The following is a 22,621-nucleotide window of genomic DNA, read 5'->3' as shown; positions in this document are numbered from 1 at the left end:
CATCGTTATTTTTAAAAAATGGAGTTTGTTGTTGTCCGTCGTTCTCGCCGTTGCACTGGTCGCCGGTTGTTCCACCGGCGGCGGAGCGAAAGGCAAATCCGTCAAGCTGGCGTATGTAGCCTGGGATTCGGAGATTGCCAGCACGAACGTTGCCAAATACGTCCTGGAGAGCAAGCTGGGCTATAAAGTCGAAATGCTCCAGGTTGACGCCGGGCCGATGTGGGCCGGTATCGCCGACGGAAGCGCGGACGCCATGGTTGCCGCCTGGCTTCCCGGCACTCACGCCTCCTACCTGGAGAAGTATAAATCCAGCGTGGAGGATCTCGGCGCGAACCTGAAAGGCACCAAGACGGGACTGGCTGTTCCCGCTTACATGAAGATCGACTCGATTGAGGATCTCAAGAAAGCCGATGTCAGCGCGTCGCTGAACAACCAGATCATCGGGATCGAACCCGGAGCGGGCATTATGATGTCCACGGAAAAAGCGGTCGCCGACTACAGCCTCTCCGGCTACAAGCTGGTCGAAAGCTCTTCGGCCGCCATGGCTCAGGAGCTGCAAAAAGCTTATAAAGAACAGAAGCCGATCGTCATCACCGGCTGGACACCGCACTGGATGTTCGCCAAGATGGACCTGAAATATCTGGCCGATCCCAAAGGCGTCTACGGCGGCGAAGAAGAAATTCACACGCTCACCCGCAAAGGGTTGAAAGAAGACCAGCCGAACGCCTACAAGTTCCTGGACCAGTTCGAATGGACCCCGGACGACATGGCTAAGGTGATGGTCGCGATCCAGGAAGGCAAATCGCCGGAAGATGCGGCCAAAGAATGGGCCGACGCGAACGCCGACAAGGTGAACGCCTGGATCAAGGGCATCGAATAAAACCCTGGTTCCAAGGAGGCGAACGATGTGCTGTCCCCGGCAAAATCGTATAAAACCAGCCTGTATCTGAGCTGTGCCTGGAACGACAGGTCAGCCTTCCGCGAGTTGGTTGCGCTTCTGCAAACCTACCGGGGCCGGGGCTTCCGCTTCGAAACGTTTCTGCTGCCGGAAGATCATCCGGCGGCCGACGCGGATAATGAGCGGTCCCTTTACGAGGCCGTGCGCGGCAAGATGAAATACTGCCAAGCCGTGCTCATTCCGGCCGATGACCGTCCTGCCTACAGCAGGTGGATCAACAAAGAAATCATCGCGGGCACAAGCGAAATGAACAAGCCGCTTATAGCCGTCCGGCCCCCGTATTCGGGAGAACCTTCCCTGATCGTGAAGCAGAATGCCGACCGGATTGTCGGCTGGGACGCGGAAGCGATCGTGCAGGCGATCCTGGAGCTGTCCGCAAAATAAGCGCGCACGCCGAACACCACTGTCCTCCGGGACAGTGGTGTTTTTTTATGTGTAACTTTTTCGGGTGCGATGCGTGTATACAGTAAGGAGGGAGAATATGGACGGGTATTCGTTAGACCGTATTTATCAAGCTTATTTTAAGGATGTGTATCGTTATTTGTTCTCCCTCTGCCTTCATCATCACACCATTCCGCTCACGATTTCAGTTTCAAGTTGGATAGAAAACAGCATATCAGGGGTATTCACCTATCCGGTACGGGAATAACTACTCTAGTCGACCGAAGAGATGGACGGACCCCTTTAATGGGGTTGCAACAAGCTATTTGGACCAATACTTGGCATGATTTCGCTGCCTTGATAGCAAGGAGCACGAAAATACAACGTCGAATAAAAAGAGAACGAGAAATGGAAGAGGAGTGTTCCTTAATGACAACTAGTAGAACGAATCCTAAGGTTGATGAATTTTTAAGTAAGGCAAAAAAATGGAAGGAAGAATATGAGAAGCTGAGAACGATCGTTCTAGACTGCGGGCTGACCGAAGAATTTAAGTGGATGCATCCTTGCTACACGTTTCAGAATAAAAACATCGTTTTAATACACGGATTCAAAGAATACTGTGCGCTTCTGTTTCACAAAGGCGCCTTGTTAAAAGATGCCCATGGCATCCTAATCCGACAAACGGAAAATGTACAGGCGGCGCGCCAGATTCGGTTCACTACTGTTCAAGAAATCGTTGAGATGGAAACCATCTTGAAAGCCTATATTCATGAGGCTATTGAAGTGGAAAAAGCCGGTTTGGAAGTGAATTTTAAAAAGAATACAGACGTCGTCATTCCTGAAGAACTTCAAACTAAATTCGATGAAATCCCGGCCTTGAAAACCGCTTTTGAAGCATTGACGCCCGGACGACAAAGAGCATACATTCTTTATTTTTCCGAACCCAAACAATCCAAAACCCGCGTGTCGAGGATTGAAAAATATGAGCAGCAAATTCTCGACGGAAAGGGATTAAATGATTAGTATCGATTTAACGCAGCCAAAATAAAAAAGCGGCCCTCCAAACCGGATGAGGCCGCCTTTTGGCGATAAGCGCTTGCTCGTTTTTTATTCGTATTGGCTAAAAAATAGCGTGCTTGCTCTCTCAAACTCCTTACCTTGAACCGGCAGGAGGCCCCACGGGCACAGGGTTCGATTTCACGGTATAACGTACGGGCTCGCTCAGGCGGCCCAGCTTGTTCTTCGCCGTGATCTCGATCGGATTGTCGCCCGGAACGAGCTGAACCTGCTGGGAAACGCTGCCCGTCCCGGCAAGCTGCCCGTTAATATAAATTTCCGGGCTCGGATCGTTGCCGTCCTCCGCTTTAGCCGTCACGGTGACTTTAGCGGTTTTCACCGTCAATGGCGGCTGTTCCGCTTTCACCAGGGGCCGCGGCACCAGGGTCACCTTCTTGCTCACGGTTTCGGAGGCTTTGCCCGATTTGCTCACCGCTTTGAACACAAGGGGATTCTCCCCTTCGTTCAGTTTCAGCTCGATGCTCCCGTTCTCGATAACCTTGTCGTTGACGTACAGCTTTGTATTTTTATCGGGTTCCTTCAGAGAAGCTTTGACCGTCACCGTCTCGCTGCCGGTTTTCTCCTGGAGGTCTCCCACGATAACGACCGGAGTCGGAGCCATCCACCCCGATACCGGCTTCCAAAGTACGGCGATAATGGCGATAAACAGGATCAGAAAAATGGAGCCCCTGAGCACGATTTTCCGTTTGTTTTTGGCCCAAATCCGGGCCCATTTGCCGGACTGCCGCAGTCTGACGGTTTCGAACAGAGCCGCGAATGAAGGATTGCCGGTCTCCAGCAGCTTCCGGGACACCGCCTTATTGCGGAAAACCTGCGGAGCGTGCACATCGAACGCGCGGCTGAGCGCCGCTTTGTAATACGGATGAACGGCGCCCTTCTCGTCCCGGAAACGGATATCTTCCGCCGACCAGGCGGCGAAATCCGTAAACGTATCCGTTCCCTGCCCGGCCGAGGCCACAAAATTCAGCAGCCGTTCGTAATCGTAGCCGGGCTGCCGATCCGCACTTCCTCCGGTTCCCGGTTTATGGAAAGCCGTCACCAGCTGCCCGAAACGGGCCGGGGTAACCTCGTTTTGCATCAACTTCTGCAAAAGAAGCTGCGCCCGGTCCAAATCGACAGGGTCCAGACGGGCCATCACATCTTCCGCTTCGGACTGTTTCTTCCCGTCCAGCGTCAGCACTTTGTACGCCGCTTGTAAGACGTGAAGAACTCCTTCCTGATCCCGCGACGCCTGACCGTATAGATCCGGATTGACCGGATCGAGCAGAAACCCCAGGCTCTCGATATCTTCGATGCCGAGGCCGCTCGGCTTCAAGTCATCCGCCAGCTCCAGAAGCACCGCGAGCTTCATCCACCGGCTGAACTGCCTGATGCCGCGGTTCTTCTCTCCGGGTGAATTTTTCCCCAGCTGGTCAAAATACGCGGATAATGTCTGAGCCAGGGAAATTTTCTTCCTGACATCCGTCCGCATCAGCCTGCGCAGCGGATCGTAGGACTCCCGGGAGAACAATTCTTCTCCCATCAGCTCTTCGCTGTGCGACTGCCAGAAGCCGATCTCGCCGGTAAAAGCCTGCACCGACTTGACCCGCTTCATCCGATAGCGGATGTAGCCCTCGCCTAAGGCAGGGCTGTTCTTCATCAGCCCGCCGAATACTCCGGTGAAAACAGCCGGGTAAGCGGCCAGCAGGTCCAGCAGCGGAGCAGCGCCCTCGATACCGTCCCCCGCTGCCGCATCGGCGGCCCGCGAGACGAAGATGCCGAGGCAGCGGACGATCAGGGCCTTTACCTGCGGATCGGCAAATTTCTCGTAGCGGATAACGGCTTCCACGTAATCCGCCCCCGCTATGCGGTCCCGATCCGACGCCTCGCGGGTGAGAAGACCGACGAACAGCTCCTTCAGGCGCGGTTTACGCGGGTAAGATTCGGTCGTGAAGAACGACAGAATCCCGTTCATAACAGCGGCCCGGTCCTGTTCGTACAGCTCCGTGCGGCCGCGTTCGACCTCATACAGGACGCACAGCCGGGAATAGGCTGCGGCGCTCAGCACGGTCTGGGTATCCAGCCCGGAGACCGCTTCGTCGCAGAAGTCGAAGTACTTCTGCAGCTCAGCCGGATTGTTCCGGTTAGACCACACGTAATCCAAGTACGCGTGGTCCTGGGCAGGCAGCTCCGTGTTCAGGAAGCGGCCGCCGGCGAAATCGAAAATGAAATCTTTTTCGATTTTGCGGTCGGGCAGCCGGATGCTCCCCTTTTCCGTGAACACGACGTGCAGATGCTGCTTCGCTTCCGGTTCGCTGTTGAAGGTCATGAAGCCGAGCTGCCGGCGCACCGCGTAAGGAAGGCAGCGGTACACGAGTTCCAGCAGGCGCTTGGCGTAGATGGCGCTCTCGGAGATGTCCGTGTTCAGGGAAATGAACACTTTCTTCTTGTTCGCCACCGAGGCAAGCACCGCGAAGACGAGCTGACGGAACAGCTCCCGGTCGATCCCAAGCGTCTCCAGCAGCTTGTCCCCTTCGCCCGCCCGGATTTCCGGCTCGAACGGGATATCCTCCAGCTCGGGGATTTCCTTGCCGCTCCGGATGTCGTAGCGGCTCTGGAAGCCGCGGATGCCGAAGATGCGGCGGGGATCGCGGATGAACGCTTCTTTGCGCTCCTTCGGAATCACGTACTGGTGCGTGAAGGAAGCGCTGCGCTGCCCCGTAAAGTCCGTCGCCACGTAGACGCTGCGCCCGATTACGAAATCCCCGTTCTCCGCGTGGTAAGCGACGACCGACTCCGGATACAGCCCGGAGTTTTCTTCCCCGCGCTCCAGAAGCTCCTGAGGCGCCTTATAGACGCAGTAGGGATGCAGCGCCGTTTTGATAAAAGAAGGGTCCAGCCCGGGCGACTTGGCGACCGTATCGAACCCTTCGCTTGTGCGGAAGACCCCCTCGCGGTCCCGGGTAAACAGCTGCTGTTGAATGTTTTTCTGCATCACGTCGCATCTCTCCTCGCGATATAGCCCAGCTTATGCAGCAGCCAGATGAACGGCTCGTCGACCCGGGTCGGATTAATGACGCCCGAAATCTGCTTGTTCACGGGATTGGTACCGAGCGCGGAAACCGCGAAGTAAGCCGTATTCGAAAAATACACGTCCACCGCGTCTTTGAACGGACGGTCTACTTTTTCAATAAAACGGCCGATTTCGCCGTTAATGTTCTCGAACTCCGATGCATCGAGATAGCCCTGGTGGACGACATTGCGGAATACGTTGCTGTTCGGCTGGATGTACTCGCTGTCTTCTTCCTTCAAATACTGGAGCATGTCGCTCTTCGTCAGGACGATCGCCGTCGGGATGTCCGTCTTGGAATTGCTCTGGTGGGCGATAAAATTCTCGAACAGCGAAATAACCACCTCGCGCGGCTCGTCGTACCGGTTGGCGAATTCGCCCTGCTCCCCGCCGACATTAATCTGGATTTTATCGCGTATGCTCCGGATTTGCAGAGGGTCGACGAGAAACAGAATGCCGGAGGAATTTTTGATATGAGACGCATAAATATCGAGGTATTCTCTCTGAACCATGCCCTCGCCCGCCACGTCGAAAAAGACGATCGTCAGCGGAGCCTCGCGCTCATCTTTAAAAACAAACTGGAAAATAAACGGCTCCTGCTGTTCGTTCGGGTTCGTCGATTGCAGCATACTGCCCCGTTCGAAGATCGGCTCGTGGTAGTGCTGCCGAAATTTGCGGGAAATTTCCGCGCTCAGCGGCATACAGGCGGCGTTAAAATTCGAAGCCGTCGTATGCTGGAGCGTATGGATCAGCGAGGTCATATAGACGGACTTGCCGACCTGCGAAGCGCCCACGATCGAAATAATATTGCTCGGCACTTTACCGGCCGAAATCGGCAGCTCGTTATGGCAGTACGGGCACAGGCGCCGTCTGGTCGTTTCCCCGTAACGGTCCGTTACGGCGACGAGCACATTCTGTATATACGTCTTGTACGAGTCGGGAATCGTCGAAGGCAGAATAACGGCCTCCATGTCCACCTCGGACAAATTGAACTTGCGCCTCCAGCTGTTCAGACGCTCATCCTCCTGGAGCATAAAATCATCGTCGTTGTCCTTGATATGACTGGCCCGGAACACGACATCATCCGGCTCGAATTTATTAAAACAATACGGGCAGACGATGCTGTAATAAGGCGGCCGCTCTTTCTCGGGCGGCTTTTTTTCGAAAAGACTTTTCAGATACCCTAGCATGTGCGCCTCTCCTCATTCCTGGATTAGTTCATAAACATCCCCGTAACGGGAATCGGTGAAAAAAAGCCGCAGAAAATCGTGTTTGCCGATTTCGATCTCCGGCAGGGTCTGCGTGCCCGCCTCGAAATCCCGGCGGAAAGGATAGGCGGTGCCGTCCTGCCGTCCCGCCGGATGGCCGCCTTCTTTCTTCACGTAACAGAGCGCTTCCTGCGGCACCGGAATCTCGCAAAACAATTGAATTTTCGCGGACTTGTATTTGCCGAACAACCGGCCTCCGTATTTAATCGAATACCGGATCCGGGCTTTGCCCGCGCTGACGCGGATGGTGTTGTCCGTGCCGGTCTGGCGGTACGGAGTCACGCGGCCGTCCTTCATGACGCACGGGAAAATGCGGTAACCCCGCATTCCGATGTACTCCATGCGCTCGCGGTAACCGCCGGCCGCCTTGTACTCTTCCCGCGTAAACAGCTTGAGCTGATGCGGGGCAAGCTGCTCGGGCGGCTGCTCGCTTCCGCTCTCGAAGCTGTACACATATACCGCGCCGACTTCCTTCGGCCACTGCCATGTCAGCAGACACTCCCCTTCACGCGCCGGCTGCGAAGCCAGCCTCGTGATCCGGTTCTCTTCGTTGATTTCTTCCCATAGCATGCGAATCGCCTCACTTGATCACTAGCCTACTTGTTAAATGCCGTGCGCCGACGCTGCGGCCCCTCTGTGCCGCTAAGTTCCGGAGGGGCTGATCTCTGCGGCGTCCATGTACCGCCGGTCGTTCAGCGGAACTTCTTGCCGACCGGCGAGCTGTCTTTTCTGCCGTAACGCCCCTCTTCGAGCCGAGCCCGCTGATAATTTTTACGCAGACCCGAATGGGAATCGCTCGTGCCGACCGGAATGATCAGAGCCCCCAGCGATAAGACGAAGGCAAGCACGATGTCCGCCACCGCCCGGTAGAAGAACGGAATGTTCGTTCCAGGCATTCCGGTTTCCAGCACAAGTCCGGCCAGAAGGCCCGCAAGCGTGCCGCCGATGGCAAAGCTGAGCGCAAGATGGCGGTTGTCGAAAATAATGCCCAGCGAAAGACCGATCAGCGTACCGATCAGCAGAATAAACGCCACCCGCAGGAATGCGTGGAACCCGTCCGAAGCGGCGGCTCCGAGGCGTTCGCCCGCAAGATGCCAAGGCTGCTGGGCCGTGTAGATCTGCTCGAACGCATCCGTGATGCGGTCCGCGCTCTTCACGTCGTGGAAGGAGCCGCCCGTCTGCTCGGCGATGCGCTGAAGCAGTTGGATGCCTTCCACTTGTGAATCGTCGATGCCGACCGTATGGACGCTGATCCCCGCCTTAACGAACGGAGACAGCACCTCGGTCGTATTCACATCGCTGTATCCGTCCGAGATCAGGATAACGGAAGAAGAGCTGTCCGCCGCCCCGTCCTTCTTCAGCTGATCCATGACCGTCGTCAAAGCCCGGCCGATATCCGTCTGGCCCGTCGGCTCGCCGATCTTGTCCAGCTTGCCGCGGATCTCTTCCCGGCCGGAGCCGGCAAGCTTCGTCAGCGGGGCGATAAGCTGCGTTTCCTCATTAAACGTAAACACCGCCGCACTGTTTTTGCCGTCCATCCGGCCGATCAGAGACTTGGCCGCCTGGAGGCTCTGTTTCTGCGGATCGTTCTGTGACATGCTGTCCGATTTGTCGATGACCAGCACATAGTTTTGCGGCGCCTTCTTCGTGCCGAGCACCTGGAAGCCGTACAGGACTTGAAATAGCGCCCCTGCTGCAAACAACATCACGAGCGTGGCCGGAACGAGAAACTTCCAGCCGTCGCCCGCGTAACGCAGACGCCAGTTTTTTCCGTTCAGCTGCGGCGAAATCATTTCCGCCACAAGGCAGAACAGGCCGACAAACAAGGCCAGCTGCCCGAAATAGACCCCCATCAGCACCGTTTCATGCCAGCTTCCTTCCCAGCGGCTCAAAATAAACTCGCCGACGATAAACCCGACGAATCCCCCGATTACGCTGAATAAGGTCAGCAGCGGATTCCATTTTCTCTGTTTCACAGGTCTCCCCCTCTTTTCTTTATTGCCCTACGAGCAGAGTGCTGTCAACTAGCCGTCCTTATGAAAGCTTCGTGCTGTCCGTTCCTGTTTCGGGCAGTTCCATGCTGTGAAAGCGATAGCCGTTCTCCGTGTACGTCTCGTAATAGCGCCTGCTGTTCCGGTACACCATCAAATCCTCCAGCCTGAAGCCGCCCATGAGCCGGAGCTTTTCGATCCCGCCCGGTTTCTTCTCGTGCACGCAGCCGAGCTTGTACGTCCGGCTTCCGCCGTCAACCGCAAACGCATATTGGATAAATTCACTCCGCGAATCGCCGAAAAAGTACTTTTCTTCATGACGGTTGCGGTGGGTGGAATGATACACATCGATCCGGATCGCGGCTTCGTTTTCAAGCGTCGTATAAAGATCTCGGAAAAGGTCTTCCTTCGAAAGCACGTCCCGGTTGTCGTAGCTCGCGGCGACATTGGCCCGCTCCAGCAGCTCCGCCTCGAACGTCTGATGGAAAAGGGGATGAACGAGCACGTCCCGGCGGGCCGCAGCCATCAGTTTCCGAAGCCACTGCCCGGCATCCCGGTCGATTTCCACGGAAACGTTCCCCAGGAACCGTTCGTCGAAATAAAACCGGCTCTCTCTGCGCCCTTCCATCTCCGTCAAAATCTGCTTCACCACGTGTTCGTAATACTCGTTGATGTTGCGGCCCAGATAGTCGCTCGCCGCCGTAATTCCGCTGCGGCTCGTATCGCGCAGAAGCTTCTCCAGGTTGTCCATCTGCCGGACGGCCGCGGCCGCCCGCTCCCTCAGCTCCTCGAGCTTGTCGAGGTAGGCCGTCATCAGCTTCTGCTTCAGTTCCAGAACGAGCAGGTCGCGTCTTAGGCCGTAGGCTTCATCCAGCAGGTAGCGGATCAGATTCTTGACCGAGGCCTTGTCGGATTTCCAGCCGAACAGCGAGCCTTTGCCTATCGGCTGCCGGTCCACGCGTTCGCCGTAAAAATTGTCCAGCTCGCCCCGGAGCTGCTCGGCCCGGTTTGCCGCGTCCTTCAGCTGCTGCCTCAGTTCGCCCGGCAGACTCCGGCTTCCGGCGCCGCCTTCCTCCGCCAGCCAGCCGTTCAGAGCGTAGTACCCGTAAGCCGGGTCCTCTACAATGCGCTCCTTCACGATGCGCTCCAGCCTCTTGGCGAAGCCGCGTTCCGCGAAGGCCGCCTCCGCTCTCTGCCGGACGTTCATGTCGAAAAACCGGCGGGCGCTGTCCTGAAACAACGCAAGCTCCGCCTCCTTCAAGGACATCGACTTCAGCTCCCCGTAAGAAACCGGGTCGTGCATAAGCCCGTACATCTCCTCCACGGCCTGCTCGCGTCCCGGCACGACCGATTCGACCTCACGGTCCCACAACTGGGGCTCCATGGAGATCAGATCGGGCAGGAGCCGGGCGCCGCCCTGGACGTTCTCTTCCATCTTCTCCCGCACATGGCGGTACAGATGATACAGGACGGTCAGGGCGATCGCCTGATTCGGACGACTCACTCTGGAATAGCCGGCCGATACGTAGCCGACGCCTTCTTCTCCGGGCGGCGCTATGTTTTGTTTGAAATGCTGGTGATTGTATGTGCCCGCCTTGGACGAATCGCCTTCGTTCTCGGCTTTGATATGCCGGTATTTCAGCAAATTCAGCGAGCTGATCGTTTCGTAGCCGCCTTTCATTCCGTTCTCGGTAAAAATGCCCCGCTCATCCTTGTCGCTCAAGAGATAGACCGTGTCGAAAAGCGGGGAAGGGCCGTGCTGAGCGGGAAGGGTAATGCCTTCGCCCGTCACTTGAAGCGGGCTCGAGAAGGTATAGTCCCTGCTCTGCAGCACGTCCAGCTCCCTGAGGAAGCTGAAACTCATGGAAGCGCGGAGAGCGAATTCCTCCCCGACCTGCTTCTCTTCAAGCAGCCCGTACAGGTCCACGATCACGGAGCGGAAATGCTCGCCGAAGATCGTCTCCATGAGCGCGGTCAGCTCCGGCAGCAGCACGTTGCAGGGGTCGTCGAGCCTGGTGACGACCGCAATGTTCAGCCTTTGGAGATTCGAGTACAGCCTGCCGAATTCGGAAATCCGGCTGTTCATTCTGCGCAGCAGAACGTTCAGCTCCAGCAGCTTTTCCCGGTTGGAACGGAAGCTGTCGTGGAGGTCCGGCCTTGCCGAGCGCGGATTATTTCCCGGGACAGGCAGCGTCCAGGTGTAGATATTACCGGCATGCAGGCCGCCGGGATCACTTCCGTCCGGTCGGCTTCTCTCGCTGCCGGGCTGGCCTCTATAGTCAGAGGCGGCGGCATGTCCGGAACGCTCCTCCGCACTCTGCGGATCGGCCTGCCGCCAATCCCGCGGCGTCCCGCTCTCCTGCTCCGTATGCTGCTTGCCGGACTCTTCGCCGGACCGTTCCGTTCCGACATGGAGATAAACCACCCCCGTGCTGTTGTTCCACCTGCGGTTGTTGATTTCCGCCATCGTCTGCAGGGCTTCCGCCGATTTATCGCCCAGGAACAGAAAAACGAGCGGATGGTGAATGCTGCGCTGCTCATCTCCGTCCAAACCCGTGCTGTCCGTTTCCGCGGCATATTCGTTTGCGAACGCCACCAATTTCTCCCGCATGGTTTCCTCACTCCTATCCTTAGGCGTTATGGCAGAGAAGGACGGTTCGTGTGAACACGCCGTCCCGCCTGCATCCTTTTATCCGCGGAATAACCGCGAAACTTCCGCGTATTTCTCACAGTATTTCTCACAGTATTCCTTACGGTAATTCTTACAGATTTTTCTTTATGGCACTTCGCCGCACTTCACGGTCTTCACGGCACTTCTTAGGGAAAATCGCGGTACTTCCGCAATCATGGCAGTGTATTTCCCGCTAATTTCCCTGCTGCCTTCACGTGATGTTTCCGGCTAAATTTCCGCTGATTTGTCTCTGCTTGATACTAACCTTCACTGCGCTACTTCAAGCTTTTCACCATGTCGTTTACTTTGCCCGCCACCAGCTTGTAGAACTGGTACATGTCTTCCCCGGCCGCATATTCAGAACGGTCGTAATCGAGCGCCGATTTGGCCTCCTGATAAGAGGCCGCCATGCCGCGCAGCGTCTCCACCAGTCCCGAGATATCTTCGGAAGCGATCATCTCCTGGCTGCGTCTGGATGATTTGCGCTGCAGCAGGCTGAGCCGCTTGGCGTCGAGGGCGCGCATTTTGCTGTAAATCTCGTATTCGACGAATTTGTTCGTCTGCATGAGATTCACGAACGGTTCCCAAGGATCTTCGTCCGCATCGTGGTCGTAGACATACAGAGCGCCCTTCTTGGCGATCGCCGACGTGTACATCGCTTCGATATAATGCGCGACGAATTTTTCCTCGTCCTGGTGGGCGCTGAGGGCCTGCTCCAGCTCACCGATTTTGCGGACGATGCTGTCGTACTTGCGCACCTCTTCCCTTACCTGCTTGAGCAGTTCGGGAGAGCGGATGAGATTTTCCTTCGCCAGCTCTTCGTTGACACTGCCGAAGATATCTTTGCTGCGGTCCGCCTCCAACCCCGTCTGAAGAAGGGCCTTCAGATCGTTGACGCAGCGCTGCAGCTCGCCGAAGTTCGGACGCTGAGAATTCAGCTGGAGATTGTAAGCCGAGAGGAACGCTTCGACATCGAACGGCTTCGTCAGCACGCATTCGTAACGGTTGATCGTTCCGCTGTCTTCACCCTTCAGGCGGACGGAGCGGTAATCCGCGGCGCGGTCGAACAAGCTGCGGACACTCGCGTTGTAGGTCTTGACGCGTCCGTTCTCATACGTCTCGCCCCAGGATTTCTCGGGAATCGGAGACGGCAGATACGTCCAGTTCATGCGGTCCGTCTGCACGAGGTGACGTCCGATACCTTCCGGCTCGAGAATGGTTCTCTCGTAGCTTTCTTCATATACTTTAAGCGGCGTATACAGGAAGAGCGGAATTCCGTTCTGGGTATTGAGCCAGAAAATCCGGTTCTTCACTTCGCTTTCTTTAATCGTAAAGCGCGAGTTCGCAATCGCGTTGTCCTGGAAGTTGCGGATGCCCTTGAAAATGTTCGGGGCCTGGACCGGAACCGAGACGAATCCCCAGGACGGGAAGTTGAAATGACCCGAGCTGTTCGTCAGATGGAACACTGGCTTCGCTTCCTCGTACAAGCGGCTTGCGATGCGGCCTTCCACCAGCTTCTCGATGGAATCTTCGTGGCCGTACTTGATGACGAGATACTCTTCCATCGATTTCGTGATCAGCTCGCCGAAGTGATCCGTCAGGAACTCGGAAACGGAGCCGATGACATCGACCTCCTGTTCCTTGATCCACTGGTTGGACTTCTCCAGCAGCTCGTTCGTGAAATCGCGGATCAGTTCGTCCGCATTGCGGTCCTCCGTCACCTGGCCGATCAGCTTCGCGATGTCGGGAACGCTGACCACGTTCCAGTAGTACGTGCGGTTGCCTTTGTGGTCGATTTCCTCGTCGCCTCTTGTGAGGATATCGCCGTTTTTCTCGAAAATTTTGTTGAGTTCGGAAAGAAGCTCCGTAAATACAAGATAAATACGGGAGTTTTCCTGGTTGATCAGATTGTACAGATCTTCGTAAAACTCGATCATCTGCTCCATCCGTTCACGGTCGGCGTGCAGAAGATACTCCTGAATTTTCGCTTCGATGTAAGCGTCTTTCTTCCGGTCCTTGGAAATGAACGCGCTGCGCGCTTCGGTCATTTTCTGCTCGGAATTTTCCTCGGCCGCCTGGATGTCCCGCGGAATGCGGTACAAGCTTTCCTTAAGCGATTCGATATAGGAAGAAATGAGCTTCAGCAGACAGAAACCTTTGTCCTGCAAAATAATCCGGGACACGTAAAACGGCCCCTGCTCCGGATTGCGGAATATTTTCGTCACCTGCTCGGAGAAGCCTTCCTTCACCTGCCCCGGCAGCTGCTTGCGGGATTTGATGTATTCTTCGCGCGCCCGGGACAAGAAGCTCTGCTCCAGCTCGGTGTCGATGTTCACGACCTGCTGCTTGATCACGTTCGAATAGCTGAGCCGCTCGCTGTTCTGGTAGCCCGGGATCGGCTCCGGCACCCGTTTGTCGAACTCGCGGTGCAGCGAATCGGGATCAAGGCCCAGCTTGTGCGCGAGCTTCTCGACCTCTTCCTGCGAAGGGCCGGCGTCGAACATTTTTTCCATCCGCTTGAAGACTTTGTACGCCAGATAGGTGGTCATTTCCTCGATCGGCAGCACCGCCGAAGAAGCCCCCAGAATGTTGTACTGGTAGTTGGCGGCGTACGCCTTCGGCATCTGGTTGATGTTCGTGCGGATGTTGCTGATATAGTCGTGAATGGCAAATTCTTCGCCGGACTGCTTGTCCTCGCTTGCCATGAAGTTGGTGATATTCTCCGCCGTTACGTTCATGCAGTAGTCGTACGCGTTTTCCAGCAGCTTGCCTTCCAGATTGGTCGCCGAAATGAGGTGCGCCAGGTTGAAAGGCGGCATCGGCGAATTGACCGTCAGGATATTCGCGTACTGCTGCTTGAAGCGTTCCGTACGCTCGTCGACGTTCATCCAGTAGTCGAGTTCTTTGAGCGCCGCGTAGCCGTTCTTCTTGATATACTCGCGCGAATGCTCGGTCAGGCTCTTGTTCGCCAGGTTCACGTCCGGCGTGAACAAATAGCCGAGCAGGCTGACCTTGTCCACGCCCGCGGAGCCGTAATCGCGCTCCAGAATGCCCCGGACAATGTACGAAATGTCGAGGAAGCAGCCGCTTCCCGTACCGCCGGACAGGCCGGTCAGAATGAACACCATCAGCTTTTTGTTCGTGCCGATGGACAAGGTTTTGATCTTGCGCTCCAGCGTCTGCACCACCTGCACGATCTTCGTGAACAGTAGCAGACGGCCCGCTTGGCGGACGCCCGAAGCGCCGTTGATGCCGTCGGTGATCGTCAGCTCCGGCGACAGCCATTCCTTGATGTACGGCTCCAGGATGCTGCGGTTCTGCAGCACGCTGCCGATCTCGGCATTGGACAGGAGCACGAATTCCGTCAGCGGATCGAGCCCGATGCCCTTGTATTTCTTGTTGCGGTCGTGCTCGTTCGTTTCAATCGCAAGAAATTCGACGTTGTTCGGCTTTTCTTTCTTTTTCTTCGTAAAAGGATCTTCCGGCAGCTTGAATCGCCGGTTGATCTGGTATTTCAGGCGCAGCAGCGCATCGATGCCCGTACCGCCGAGGCCGATGACGAGCATCGGGTTGTCGATCGTGTCGACGCGGATTTTATCGCTGATAATCCCGCCGCCGAGAGAGACGTCGAGCTGCTGGATATGTTCCCTGACTGTTGCTTTCATATCTAAAGGCCCCCCATGTGGTGCATATTTTTATTGGATTTCAAGCATTGGCTTATTTAGCTTCTTATTTCAGATATTCCAGCGAAACGGACTTCTGGATATTCGGAACCGTCACGCGGATGCGGTCGTTTTTCTTGACCTCTTTGCCTTTCGCGGCATCGAACACCCGGCCGCCTTTCTCGATGGTGCAAGCGGACTCGTTAAACAGAAGAAGCGTGTCGTTCGGGCCCGGCTTGAAGACGATGCCTTTCGTTTCCGCAAATTCCGGCGCAAGAGAAAGCAGTTGGTGGAGCTGAACCTTGCCCTTGAAGCCGCTGAGCTTCTTGTACTGCGGGTTCGTCCGCTCCCCGGTCTCTTCGTCCTTGATCTCCACGACCAGCTGCCCGAAAAAGCCCTTGTTCGCTTTCTTCCAAAAAGCGAGTCCGAACAAGGCGGCCGCCAGCAGGACAACCACTCCGGCGATCCACGAGCCGGTTTTCACCCAATTGACGCCTTTATCGCCGGACGCCTCTCCCGAAGAGGAGGCGCCGCCGCTTTTGGCGGAAACGGAGGCGGGTGCGGATTCACGCGTGAAGTTGGCGCTTTCCACCTTCACCTTCACTTCGTAAGCGTGGGAATCCGCAACCTTCCAGCTGCCTTCGATGCCTTTGTCGGTAAGCGTCAAAGGCGCTTCGGACGTCTGCTTCGTGTCCAGATCGGTGACGACCAGCGAAGCCTTGGCATTCTTGTACAGCTCGGCGTCGGCCGCCTTCTGGCCTCCCGATTCCAAGTGAGCCTTGACGGCGATGCTGTCGCCGGCTTTAGCCGTTTTGGGGAGCTGCGCGTCCAGCACGACCTGCACATCGTAGTTGTACACAAGGTTGATATCGATTTTTTCCTGCGGAACCCCTTTTATCTTAAGCGTCCAGTCGCCCTGCGCGGGATTCAATATTTTGATCAGCGAATAGGCGTTTGACGAAGTATAGACGATTTTGTCGGACGGAATGTTTTGCTCCTTGCCTTTGGGATCGAGCAGCTTGGCTTCCACCGGTTTGCCCGACATAATGGAGATGTTCGCTTCCAGGACGCTTCCGTTCGGGATAGTTACTTTCACGTCCTGAAACTGGCCGTTTGCCGTAAAGCCGTTCAGCGGAACGACTTTCAGCTTCAGATGACTCGCATAAATTTCGCTCAAAATTTTCGGCAGATCTTCCGCCGAGCTGGTGACGAACAGTTTGCCGCCCGTTTCCTTGGAAACCGACTCCAGCTTGTCCTTGTTCAGCTTACCGTCCGCGTTCAGCCCGATGGTGTAAACCGGGATGCCCTTGTCTTTGGCTTTCTGCACGGCTTCGCCGAGCACTTTGTCCGAATCCGCCTGCGATTTGCCGGGATTCAGAGAGTTGTTGCCGTCCGTCAGCAGCACAATCAGGGGCACATGGCCCTGTTCCGCGCCGGATTCCAGCACCTTCACCGCTTCGCTCAGTCCCACCGCCACGTCCGTATACGGCCCGCGCGTCAGCTGGTCGATAAAGGTCTTCAAATCTTTCTTGTCGCCGGCATTATTGATCTTAAGCAGCGCCTTCTCTCTCAAAATCTGGTCCGTATAAGCGACCACGCCGATCTTGTCTCCCTGTACGGAAGCCATGTCCACAAACATTTTCATCGCTTCGTAGCTAACTTTATTGACGTCGCTTTCGTTCATAGAAGTGCTGACGTCCGCAGCGAGAACGGCATCGATCTTCGTATCGGTAGCGGCATCCGCCGCGAAGACTCCGCCCGGCACCGCCATGACAAGCAGCAGCAATGCCAGAGCCATATAAGCGTATCGTTGTAATTTCATCACGGGATCGTTTCCTCCAAAGCTTGTAAGTTTACGCACGGCGGCAGGCGTTGAGAGCCGTCCGCGCTTCTTTTGTAGTAAAATGTAAAAGGTGGTAGAATGTTTGAACATCTCATTCACATCTTAACTTTTTCAAGAAGCTAATTCCACTTTTACGGGGGTCCGGAACCTAAAAATCCGGCAAATTTATGAAATTGTCCGATAGGAGAAAGCTATGCTGACGATAATTGTTCTTGCCCTTCTGGTCCTCTTCGTCCTGATCCGCTGGCTGACGTGGGCCTCCGCGAAACGCGCGGCCCTGACTTCCGAGAGCATCGACCGGGAATTTATGAACGAGCTGAACGAAGGTGATCCCTCATGAGCGGCAAAATTCCGATAGAGCTCCGCAAAGCCCGTCAAACCGTACATACTTATGAACGATTAAAACAGTGTACGCGTTGCGGCGCTTATTCCGTGCTCTGGCACGATAACTGCCTTTCATGCGGAGCCGAGCGGAAATTCCTGTCCATCGGGGACATCGTCTCTTCCGTGCTCAGACGCAATATCCAGAGGGATGCTCTCATTCTGGCCGCGATCGCCTGCGCCGCCTTCTATCTCGCCCGCACTTTCCAGGAGATGGCTCTGGCGGCCGGAGCGGGAGTTCTGCTCATCGCCGTCTACGCGCTCCTGCGCAGAAGATACGCCGAGGCGCTGATGAACGCCACGCTGCGCAAGCTTCTGCTCGGCGAAAACCGGGCGATCCGCAAAGGCATCCTGCTGGACGTCGACGACGCCGCTTCCGATATGGAGGACGGGGATTTCAAGTCCGCCTACGAGAAGCTGAGGGAAATCGGCACCCTCATTACCGGCAGCCATATCCGCAACCTCAAGGTGTACTGCCTGAACCGGTTTATTCTGCGCAGCGATATGGAGCTGGAACTGGGCACGCTCATCCCCGATGAGTTCGAGCCCGGCTTCATCGCTTACCTGTACGAAGCGGCCAAAGTCAATCCGGGCCTGGTGCAGCGCGACACCCTCGATTATGTGCAGAAATACCGCGTCCAGATCGGCGGGATGCTGGAAGGGCGGGCGACGCTCGCCCTTGTTGCCGCAGCCGCGCTGCGCGTGAAGGAGTACGCATTCGAGTATGCTTCCCTCCTTTACGATTTCGTGGACGAGCTGCCCCGCGAACGGTTCCTGCGGCTGTGCCGGCTGATGAAGGAGAGCCCGGACCGGGCTCCCGAGCTGCGGCAGAAAGTACTTGAAACGGCCGCCCGTAAATACGGGGACGATCCCGAATTCGAGGGCTTCCTATGAAAGGACTGCACGTTATGCTAGGTTCTACGTACCACCGGTCCATCCGTTACAGAAACGGAGCCATTCTCTTGCTGGTCCTCATGCTGGGCCTGGCGGGATACAAAGGTTACAGCGTCTGGCACAAGACCGACCTGTACGCCCGGGCCGCCGCCGAACAAGCCGCAGGCCGCGATGTCGAAGCGGAGAACCTCTACATGCTGGCCCGGGATATTTCAACCTTCGATTATAAAAATGACGAAATCGGCGCCGCCCTGTCCGCCCTGCGTCCCGTTACCGAATTGAAGCGCCTGTTCGCCTCGCTGGCTTCCGAAATCGCCGTGACCAACGGGGGCTCGCAGGAACAGGCCCGGCTGCTGCAGGCTTATGCGGCCTATCAGGCCAAGAAAACGGAAGTCGCCACCGCAGACGAATCCGCCAAAAAACGCTTCGGCGAGCTGACGGACGCCTACAAGCTGGACGAGCAGTTTGCCGCCGCCTTGGCGGGAGCGAAGAAGTCGCTTACGGCCTTGCTCCAGCAGGGAAACGGCGCCTCGGCGCAGGAAGGCGAATCCGCCATGTCTCTGCTGCTTCAGCTTCCGGCTTCCGTCTATAAAGACGAGAAAACCAAACGAAAAGATTTGAACGCCCTTTTCCAAAAATACGATACGGCTCGGCTCCAGACGATTTTCAATCAGAAATCTTTCGAAGAGGCGCTCGGAGAAATCGTCCGGATCCGCCAGTTCTACTCGGAACGCAAAGTGGAGGCAGTCTGGGTGCTCCCTAAAGCGGAAACCTATGTGCAGAGCACGCTGACCCGGCTGCTGGATGCCAACGACGTACCCGGCTTTCTGACTCATGCGAAAACGTTCCAAAATCTGAAAGAGCTCTCCGGCTCTTCCTCTAAAGTGAATGCCTTTATTCAATCGTCCTTGCGCAAGCAGACGGCCAAAGCGGAGCAGCTTGCTTCCGCAGGCAAGTTTGCGGACGCGATCGCGCTGTACAAAGTGCTCGGGGACTACAAGGATACGGGCAAAGAAATCCGCCAGACCGAGATCCGGTGGATGGCGGCCGAGCCCGGCGTCCTTCTGGCGAAGGCGAAGGACAACGTCCGGTTCGTGCAGACCGCCGGAGCCAAGGGACTCTGGGGCTCCGAAGCGATCGCCGCCGGCGTAACCGACCGCGGGACGCTGGTGACGGCGCGCCTGCAAGCCGACGGCTCGGTCGTCTCGACGGAAGGCGAGATCGGCGGCGGGCTGGCCGTCAAGGCCGTCTCCTTCGCCGACGGGCTCGGCGCGGGCAAGCTCCCGGTCGTGATGCTGGAGAGCCAGTCCCGCACACGCAATGCCCGCTATACCGCTTACGAAGTGGACGCCTCCGGCCTGAACGTGCTGCTCGACGTGGAAGCCGACGGCTACAAGCTGCAGAGCGCGGGCGTGCTGCTCGTCCGCAATCCCGCCGGGGCGGGTGGCGGCGCCGAAGCGGTCTACAAGCTTCAGGGAAAGCAGTACGCGCTGGCGGAAGTCCCGCAGCAGTTGCCGGACCCTTCCCTCGAAGCGAAGGACATCCAGCCGTCCGAGCTCCCGCAGCAGCAGGCGGAAACGGTTGTCCGCCTGCCTCTGGCGATTACCCGGACCGGCAGCGGAACGGCCGTGGCGGAGATGGACGGCCTGTACGTCCTGCTGACCGGCAAGTTCTCCTGGAAGCCCGGCAATGCGGTCGTTACGGGCACCTATACCGGCGAGACGAAGATTCTTCAGGGCGACCGCTCCGTGCAAGCGTACAAAATCAATGTGAGCCATATCGAACAGTGATTCCGGGCGTACGCTGAAAAAGTGGCGGCTCGGAACCGACCGGATTTATATCATTTGAACTTCTTTATCCATGTTAAAACAACGGCAAAGGACATTCCCCCGTCTAAAGACGGGGAAATGTCCTTTTGTTTGTTTATTGAGCTGAAAGCTGTCCGTATAAAGTCAGCCTTGTAGGACTCATCAGAGCCTTGCCCCTGCCCTACTTCCATTGAAAGGTCGGTTTCAAGCTCTTGATCCCGTCGGACAGATCGTGATACTCCGCGCTCGTCTTGGTATCTTCCAGACTGTACTGCACATCGGACGGGTAGCAGATATAGACGTGCCGATCCCCTTTCGCGCCCAGATAGACGGTGCGGATCAATTCGTTGGTCTGCTCGTAATCCTCTTTGAGGCCCACGTTTATCGTAAAGAGAAGACCGCCGGCGTCTTTACTCGCGCGATGAATGAACCGGACGGACGTGCCGTCTTCTTCGATGTCGATTTTGCCTTCCCACTCCGCCGGAAGTTTGAACGAATATCCGTACGTCTTGTTGGCGTAAGCCACCGTATTCAGCTTGCTCAAATCATAAACCTCCAAACTGCCGGGGCTGGGCCGCAGACGGCTCTCGTTTACCTTCAGCCGCTGCACGAACGTAACGGCCTCGGCCCGGCTCAGCGTATCGTCTTTGCCGAAGCCTTCCGGGGTACGCGCTTCTTTGCCTTCGGCCAGCCCCACATCCAGCAGATAGCGGATGGAATCGTCTACGCTGTAATGTCTGCCCGATGCGCTTGCGAGAAGCTGGGCCGCCCTGCCTCTCGTCAGCGCTTTCCGCGCGGAAGCGTTCCGGTCGATGACGGACGTTTGAACGACCGGCCACCCCAGCCGGCTCGCATAGTCCACGTAAGGCGAGGCCCAGTCGGAACCGCCCGGATCCGGTTTGAAATCCGCCGGCCGGTAAGCGCGGATCAGCATGGCCAGAAACTCGTTTTGCACCACAGCCTGGGCAGGCTTAAAAGTCCCGTCCGGGTAACCGTCGACGAGTTTATCGCTCACCGCCCATTCGATTACGTCTCTGCCCCAGAAATCGCCGGGAACGTCTTTGAACACGCTCCCTTCACCGTAAGACGCGGAAGCGTAGACACCCGATAAACTGAAAGCCAACAGTGCGGCCGTGGCCGCTTTAGCCCCTTTTTTCATAGCACCGGTCACTCTCCAATCCCGTTAACGTGTAAAAGAACTAAAAAAGACCGGACTCCCTTCCAGAAGTCCGGCCGCGCACGCCTGATTTGGATGAAATGGAAGACTATTCCATGCTACCAAATTCAGGCGTTCTTTTAAAGTTACAACATTCTCCGCTTTCGTAACCATTCCACGGACGTCCGTTCCGGCACGAGTCAAGCGGTAAGCCGTTATTACGGATACATCCGGCTGACGGAAGAAGACTTCCGGGACGACAGCGATTGGATCAGCACCGCGATCAGGTAGGCGGCAAAAATCGTAAAGATGAACATGATCGGATACATGTATCTTGAGAACTGGACGAACGGAATGTGTACCCCGATCACATACACGACCGTTAACGCCGCAACGAGAATATCCCATCTTCGTCTGATCAAGGCCGCTATAAAACCCGCGACTCCCAGCACGCACAAAATAATATGGAGAGCAAGAACGAAATGGTAAGACATGCCCCAGAAGTCCAGCCAGTAGAACGTCTGCTCGAAAGCCAGAATCGTTTTGTCGAACAAATACCATTTGATCGTTTCGAACGGTTTCGTTTTCAAGCTGTACAAAATAATGTGGCCGACTTTCTCCGTAGAGTCGTCGTAGACGTCAGGCGAATATTGCGGATATTCTTTAAAAAATCCCGGAGAAGGCTCGCCCGGAAGCACCCCCATCAGCATCGGATTGCCTGACGAGTCCGTAAACGGGATAAACTTGCCGAAATGGGCATAGTTCCGGACCCACCAGGGGCTTAACAGCAGGCAGGCGGTCAGAACGATTGTCGCCGTGTACAGAACCATTTTCTTGAACGGGACCCGCCGGATCAGCCAAGTGACGCCGATGAGAAGCGGAAATAAAATAAATTGAGGCTTAAAATAAGCGCAAAGGGCCAGAAGAGCCCCGATTGCTATGTATTTGCCGACGGACGGCTTCTTGAGCGCGTACAAGGTCATGCACACCATCAGCAGGAAGATGATCTGGAAAATCCCTTCCGACAAGATTACACCGCTGGTGTAGTAGTTCGGCGGATAAAGAGCGGCGATGATACAAGCGACGAGCGCAACCCGGGAATTGAACATGTGCCGGGTGATAACGAACAGCAGATAAACGGAAGCCGCCTGCAGGACACATTGAAAGAGCCTGACGGCGATCGCCGTATTCTCGTAATCCCCGAATAGCCACATAAAAAAAGCCAGCATCACGGGAAAGCCCGGCATAATGAACAGGGTCGGGTTCGGATAGCTTTTGTAAACGAGCGTCCCTTCCTCCAGAAGCACCTTGGCCGCATACATATATTTGACGTCGTCATTGTCCATTTTCTCGTAGGTACCCAGTAAAAAAGCGTCTCCGTAATATAGCGCCGTAAATGCGGAAACGGCCAATACAATTGCCATGAGCGCATATAAAATCCGTTTTGTTCTCAGGCTTTCTTCCTTTAAAGTAAACATTTTC

15 protein-coding genes are annotated in these 22,621 nt (G+C 56.1%); 6 read left to right on the top strand and 9 right to left on the bottom strand.

Annotated features, from left to right (window positions below; all coding sequences use genetic code 11):
* Positions 1-31 precede the first annotated feature (31 nt).
* The 3 genes from HMPREF1207_RS17270 (at position 32) to HMPREF1207_RS17260 (ending at position 2,362) form a co-directional block, all read left to right on the top strand.
* Positions 32-880, top strand: coding sequence for a glycine betaine ABC transporter substrate-binding protein (locus HMPREF1207_RS17270; protein ID WP_016423842.1), 849 nt, complete (start codon positions 32-34; stop codon positions 878-880).
* Between the two features lie 27 nt (positions 881-907).
* Positions 908-1,342 (top strand): TIR domain-containing protein, encoded by a 435-nt coding sequence (locus tag HMPREF1207_RS17265; protein ID WP_009672079.1) that lies wholly within the window; start codon positions 908-910, stop codon positions 1,340-1,342.
* Positions 1,343-1,768: 426 nt separating this feature from the next.
* Positions 1,769-2,362, top strand: coding sequence for a YdeI/OmpD-associated family protein (locus HMPREF1207_RS17260; protein ID WP_009672070.1), 594 nt, complete (start codon positions 1,769-1,771; stop codon positions 2,360-2,362).
* A 130-nt stretch (positions 2,363-2,492) separates the two neighbouring features.
* On the opposite strand, the gene HMPREF1207_RS17255 is transcribed toward HMPREF1207_RS17260, so the two are convergent.
* The 7 genes from HMPREF1207_RS17255 to HMPREF1207_RS17225 form a co-directional block, all read right to left on the bottom strand.
* Positions 2,493-5,390, bottom strand: coding sequence for a GAP1-N2 domain-containing protein (locus HMPREF1207_RS17255; protein WP_009672117.1), 2,898 nt, complete (start codon positions 5,388-5,390; stop codon positions 2,493-2,495).
* Positions 5,390-6,655, bottom strand: coding sequence for a TRAFAC clade GTPase domain-containing protein (locus HMPREF1207_RS17250; RefSeq protein ID WP_009672161.1), 1,266 nt, complete (start codon positions 6,653-6,655; stop codon positions 5,390-5,392). Before HMPREF1207_RS17250 ends, HMPREF1207_RS17255 begins: the two co-directional genes overlap by 1 nt.
* Positions 6,656-6,667: 12 nt before the next feature.
* Positions 6,668-7,303, bottom strand: coding sequence for a hypothetical protein (locus tag HMPREF1207_RS17245; protein WP_009672266.1), 636 nt, complete (start codon positions 7,301-7,303; stop codon positions 6,668-6,670).
* Positions 7,304-7,425: 122 nt separating this feature from the next.
* Positions 7,426-8,709, bottom strand: coding sequence for a vWA domain-containing protein (locus HMPREF1207_RS17240; RefSeq protein WP_009672202.1), 1,284 nt, complete (start codon positions 8,707-8,709; stop codon positions 7,426-7,428).
* Between the two features lie 58 nt (positions 8,710-8,767).
* Positions 8,768-11,335: a hypothetical protein gene (locus HMPREF1207_RS17235; RefSeq protein ID WP_009672270.1), complete on the bottom strand. Its 2,568-nt coding sequence runs from the start codon at positions 11,333-11,335 to the stop codon at positions 8,768-8,770.
* 335 nt (positions 11,336-11,670) lie between these two features.
* On the bottom strand, positions 11,671-15,060 hold the full coding sequence (locus tag HMPREF1207_RS17230; RefSeq protein WP_009672056.1) for a tubulin-like doman-containing protein: 3,390 nt from the start codon (positions 15,058-15,060) through the stop codon (positions 11,671-11,673).
* Between the two features lie 64 nt (positions 15,061-15,124).
* Positions 15,125-16,879 carry a vWA domain-containing protein gene (locus HMPREF1207_RS17225; protein WP_036740175.1) on the bottom strand — a complete coding sequence of 585 codons (1,755 nt, stop codon included), beginning with the start codon at positions 16,877-16,879 and terminating at the stop codon, positions 15,125-15,127.
* 214 nt (positions 16,880-17,093) lie between these two features.
* Between HMPREF1207_RS17225 and HMPREF1207_RS29875 the strand changes: the two genes are divergently transcribed.
* From HMPREF1207_RS29875 to HMPREF1207_RS17215, 3 genes are read left to right on the top strand one after another with little or no spacing between them, the layout of a single operon-like run.
* The gene (locus tag HMPREF1207_RS29875) at positions 17,094-17,240 is read left to right on the top strand and encodes a hypothetical protein (RefSeq protein WP_009672229.1); all 147 of its coding nucleotides are present in this window, start codon (positions 17,094-17,096) and stop codon (positions 17,238-17,240) included.
* Complete coding sequence (locus HMPREF1207_RS17220) at positions 17,237-18,175, top strand: hypothetical protein (RefSeq protein WP_009672051.1); 939 nt, start codon at positions 17,237-17,239, stop codon at positions 18,173-18,175. Before HMPREF1207_RS29875 ends, HMPREF1207_RS17220 begins: the two co-directional genes overlap by 4 nt.
* On the top strand, positions 18,172-19,965 hold the full coding sequence (locus HMPREF1207_RS17215; RefSeq protein WP_016423841.1) for a hypothetical protein: 1,794 nt from the start codon (positions 18,172-18,174) through the stop codon (positions 19,963-19,965). Before HMPREF1207_RS17220 ends, HMPREF1207_RS17215 begins: the two co-directional genes overlap by 4 nt.
* A gap of 199 nt (positions 19,966-20,164) precedes the next feature.
* Here the strand turns inward: HMPREF1207_RS17215 and HMPREF1207_RS17210 are convergent, their stop codons facing one another.
* Both HMPREF1207_RS17210 and HMPREF1207_RS17205 read right to left on the bottom strand, forming a co-directional pair.
* Positions 20,165-21,142 carry an S-layer homology domain-containing protein gene (locus HMPREF1207_RS17210; protein WP_009672042.1) on the bottom strand — a complete coding sequence of 326 codons (978 nt, stop codon included), beginning with the start codon at positions 21,140-21,142 and terminating at the stop codon, positions 20,165-20,167.
* A gap of 215 nt (positions 21,143-21,357) precedes the next feature.
* Complete coding sequence (locus HMPREF1207_RS17205) at positions 21,358-22,617, bottom strand: ArnT family glycosyltransferase (RefSeq protein ID WP_009672175.1); 1,260 nt, start codon at positions 22,615-22,617, stop codon at positions 21,358-21,360.
* Between the last annotated feature and the right edge of the window lie 4 nt (positions 22,618-22,621).

Source organism: Paenibacillus sp. HGH0039 (assembly GCF_000411255.1).
GTDB lineage: Bacteria > Bacillota > Bacilli > Paenibacillales > NBRC-103111 > Paenibacillus_F.
This window is presented reverse-complemented; position numbering and strand designations above follow the sequence as displayed.

Coding starts and splice junctions, on each gene's coding strand:
- HMPREF1207_RS17255 (WP_009672117.1), bottom strand. CDS start 5,390: ATGCAGAAAAACATTCAACAGCAGCTGTTTACCCGGGACCGCGAGGGG.
- HMPREF1207_RS17235 (WP_009672270.1), bottom strand. CDS start 11,335: ATGCGGGAGAAATTGGTGGCGTTCGCAAACGAATATGCCGCGGAAACG.
- HMPREF1207_RS17215 (WP_016423841.1), top strand. CDS start 18,172: ATGAAAGGACTGCACGTTATGCTAGGTTCTACGTACCACCGGTCCATC.
- HMPREF1207_RS29875 (WP_009672229.1), top strand. CDS start 17,094: ATGCTGACGATAATTGTTCTTGCCCTTCTGGTCCTCTTCGTCCTGATC.
- HMPREF1207_RS17260 (WP_009672070.1), top strand. CDS start 1,769: ATGACAACTAGTAGAACGAATCCTAAGGTTGATGAATTTTTAAGTAAG.
- HMPREF1207_RS17205 (WP_009672175.1), bottom strand. CDS start 22,617: ATGTTTACTTTAAAGGAAGAAAGCCTGAGAACAAAACGGATTTTATAT.
- HMPREF1207_RS17230 (WP_009672056.1), bottom strand. CDS start 15,060: ATGAAAGCAACAGTCAGGGAACATATCCAGCAGCTCGACGTCTCTCTC.
- HMPREF1207_RS17220 (WP_009672051.1), top strand. CDS start 17,237: ATGAGCGGCAAAATTCCGATAGAGCTCCGCAAAGCCCGTCAAACCGTA.
- HMPREF1207_RS17210 (WP_009672042.1), bottom strand. CDS start 21,142: ATGAAAAAAGGGGCTAAAGCGGCCACGGCCGCACTGTTGGCTTTCAGT.
- HMPREF1207_RS17250 (WP_009672161.1), bottom strand. CDS start 6,655: ATGCTAGGGTATCTGAAAAGTCTTTTCGAAAAAAAGCCGCCCGAGAAA.
- HMPREF1207_RS17225 (WP_036740175.1), bottom strand. CDS start 16,879: ATGAAATTACAACGATACGCTTATATGGCTCTGGCATTGCTGCTGCTT.
- HMPREF1207_RS17245 (WP_009672266.1), bottom strand. CDS start 7,303: ATGCTATGGGAAGAAATCAACGAAGAGAACCGGATCACGAGGCTGGCT.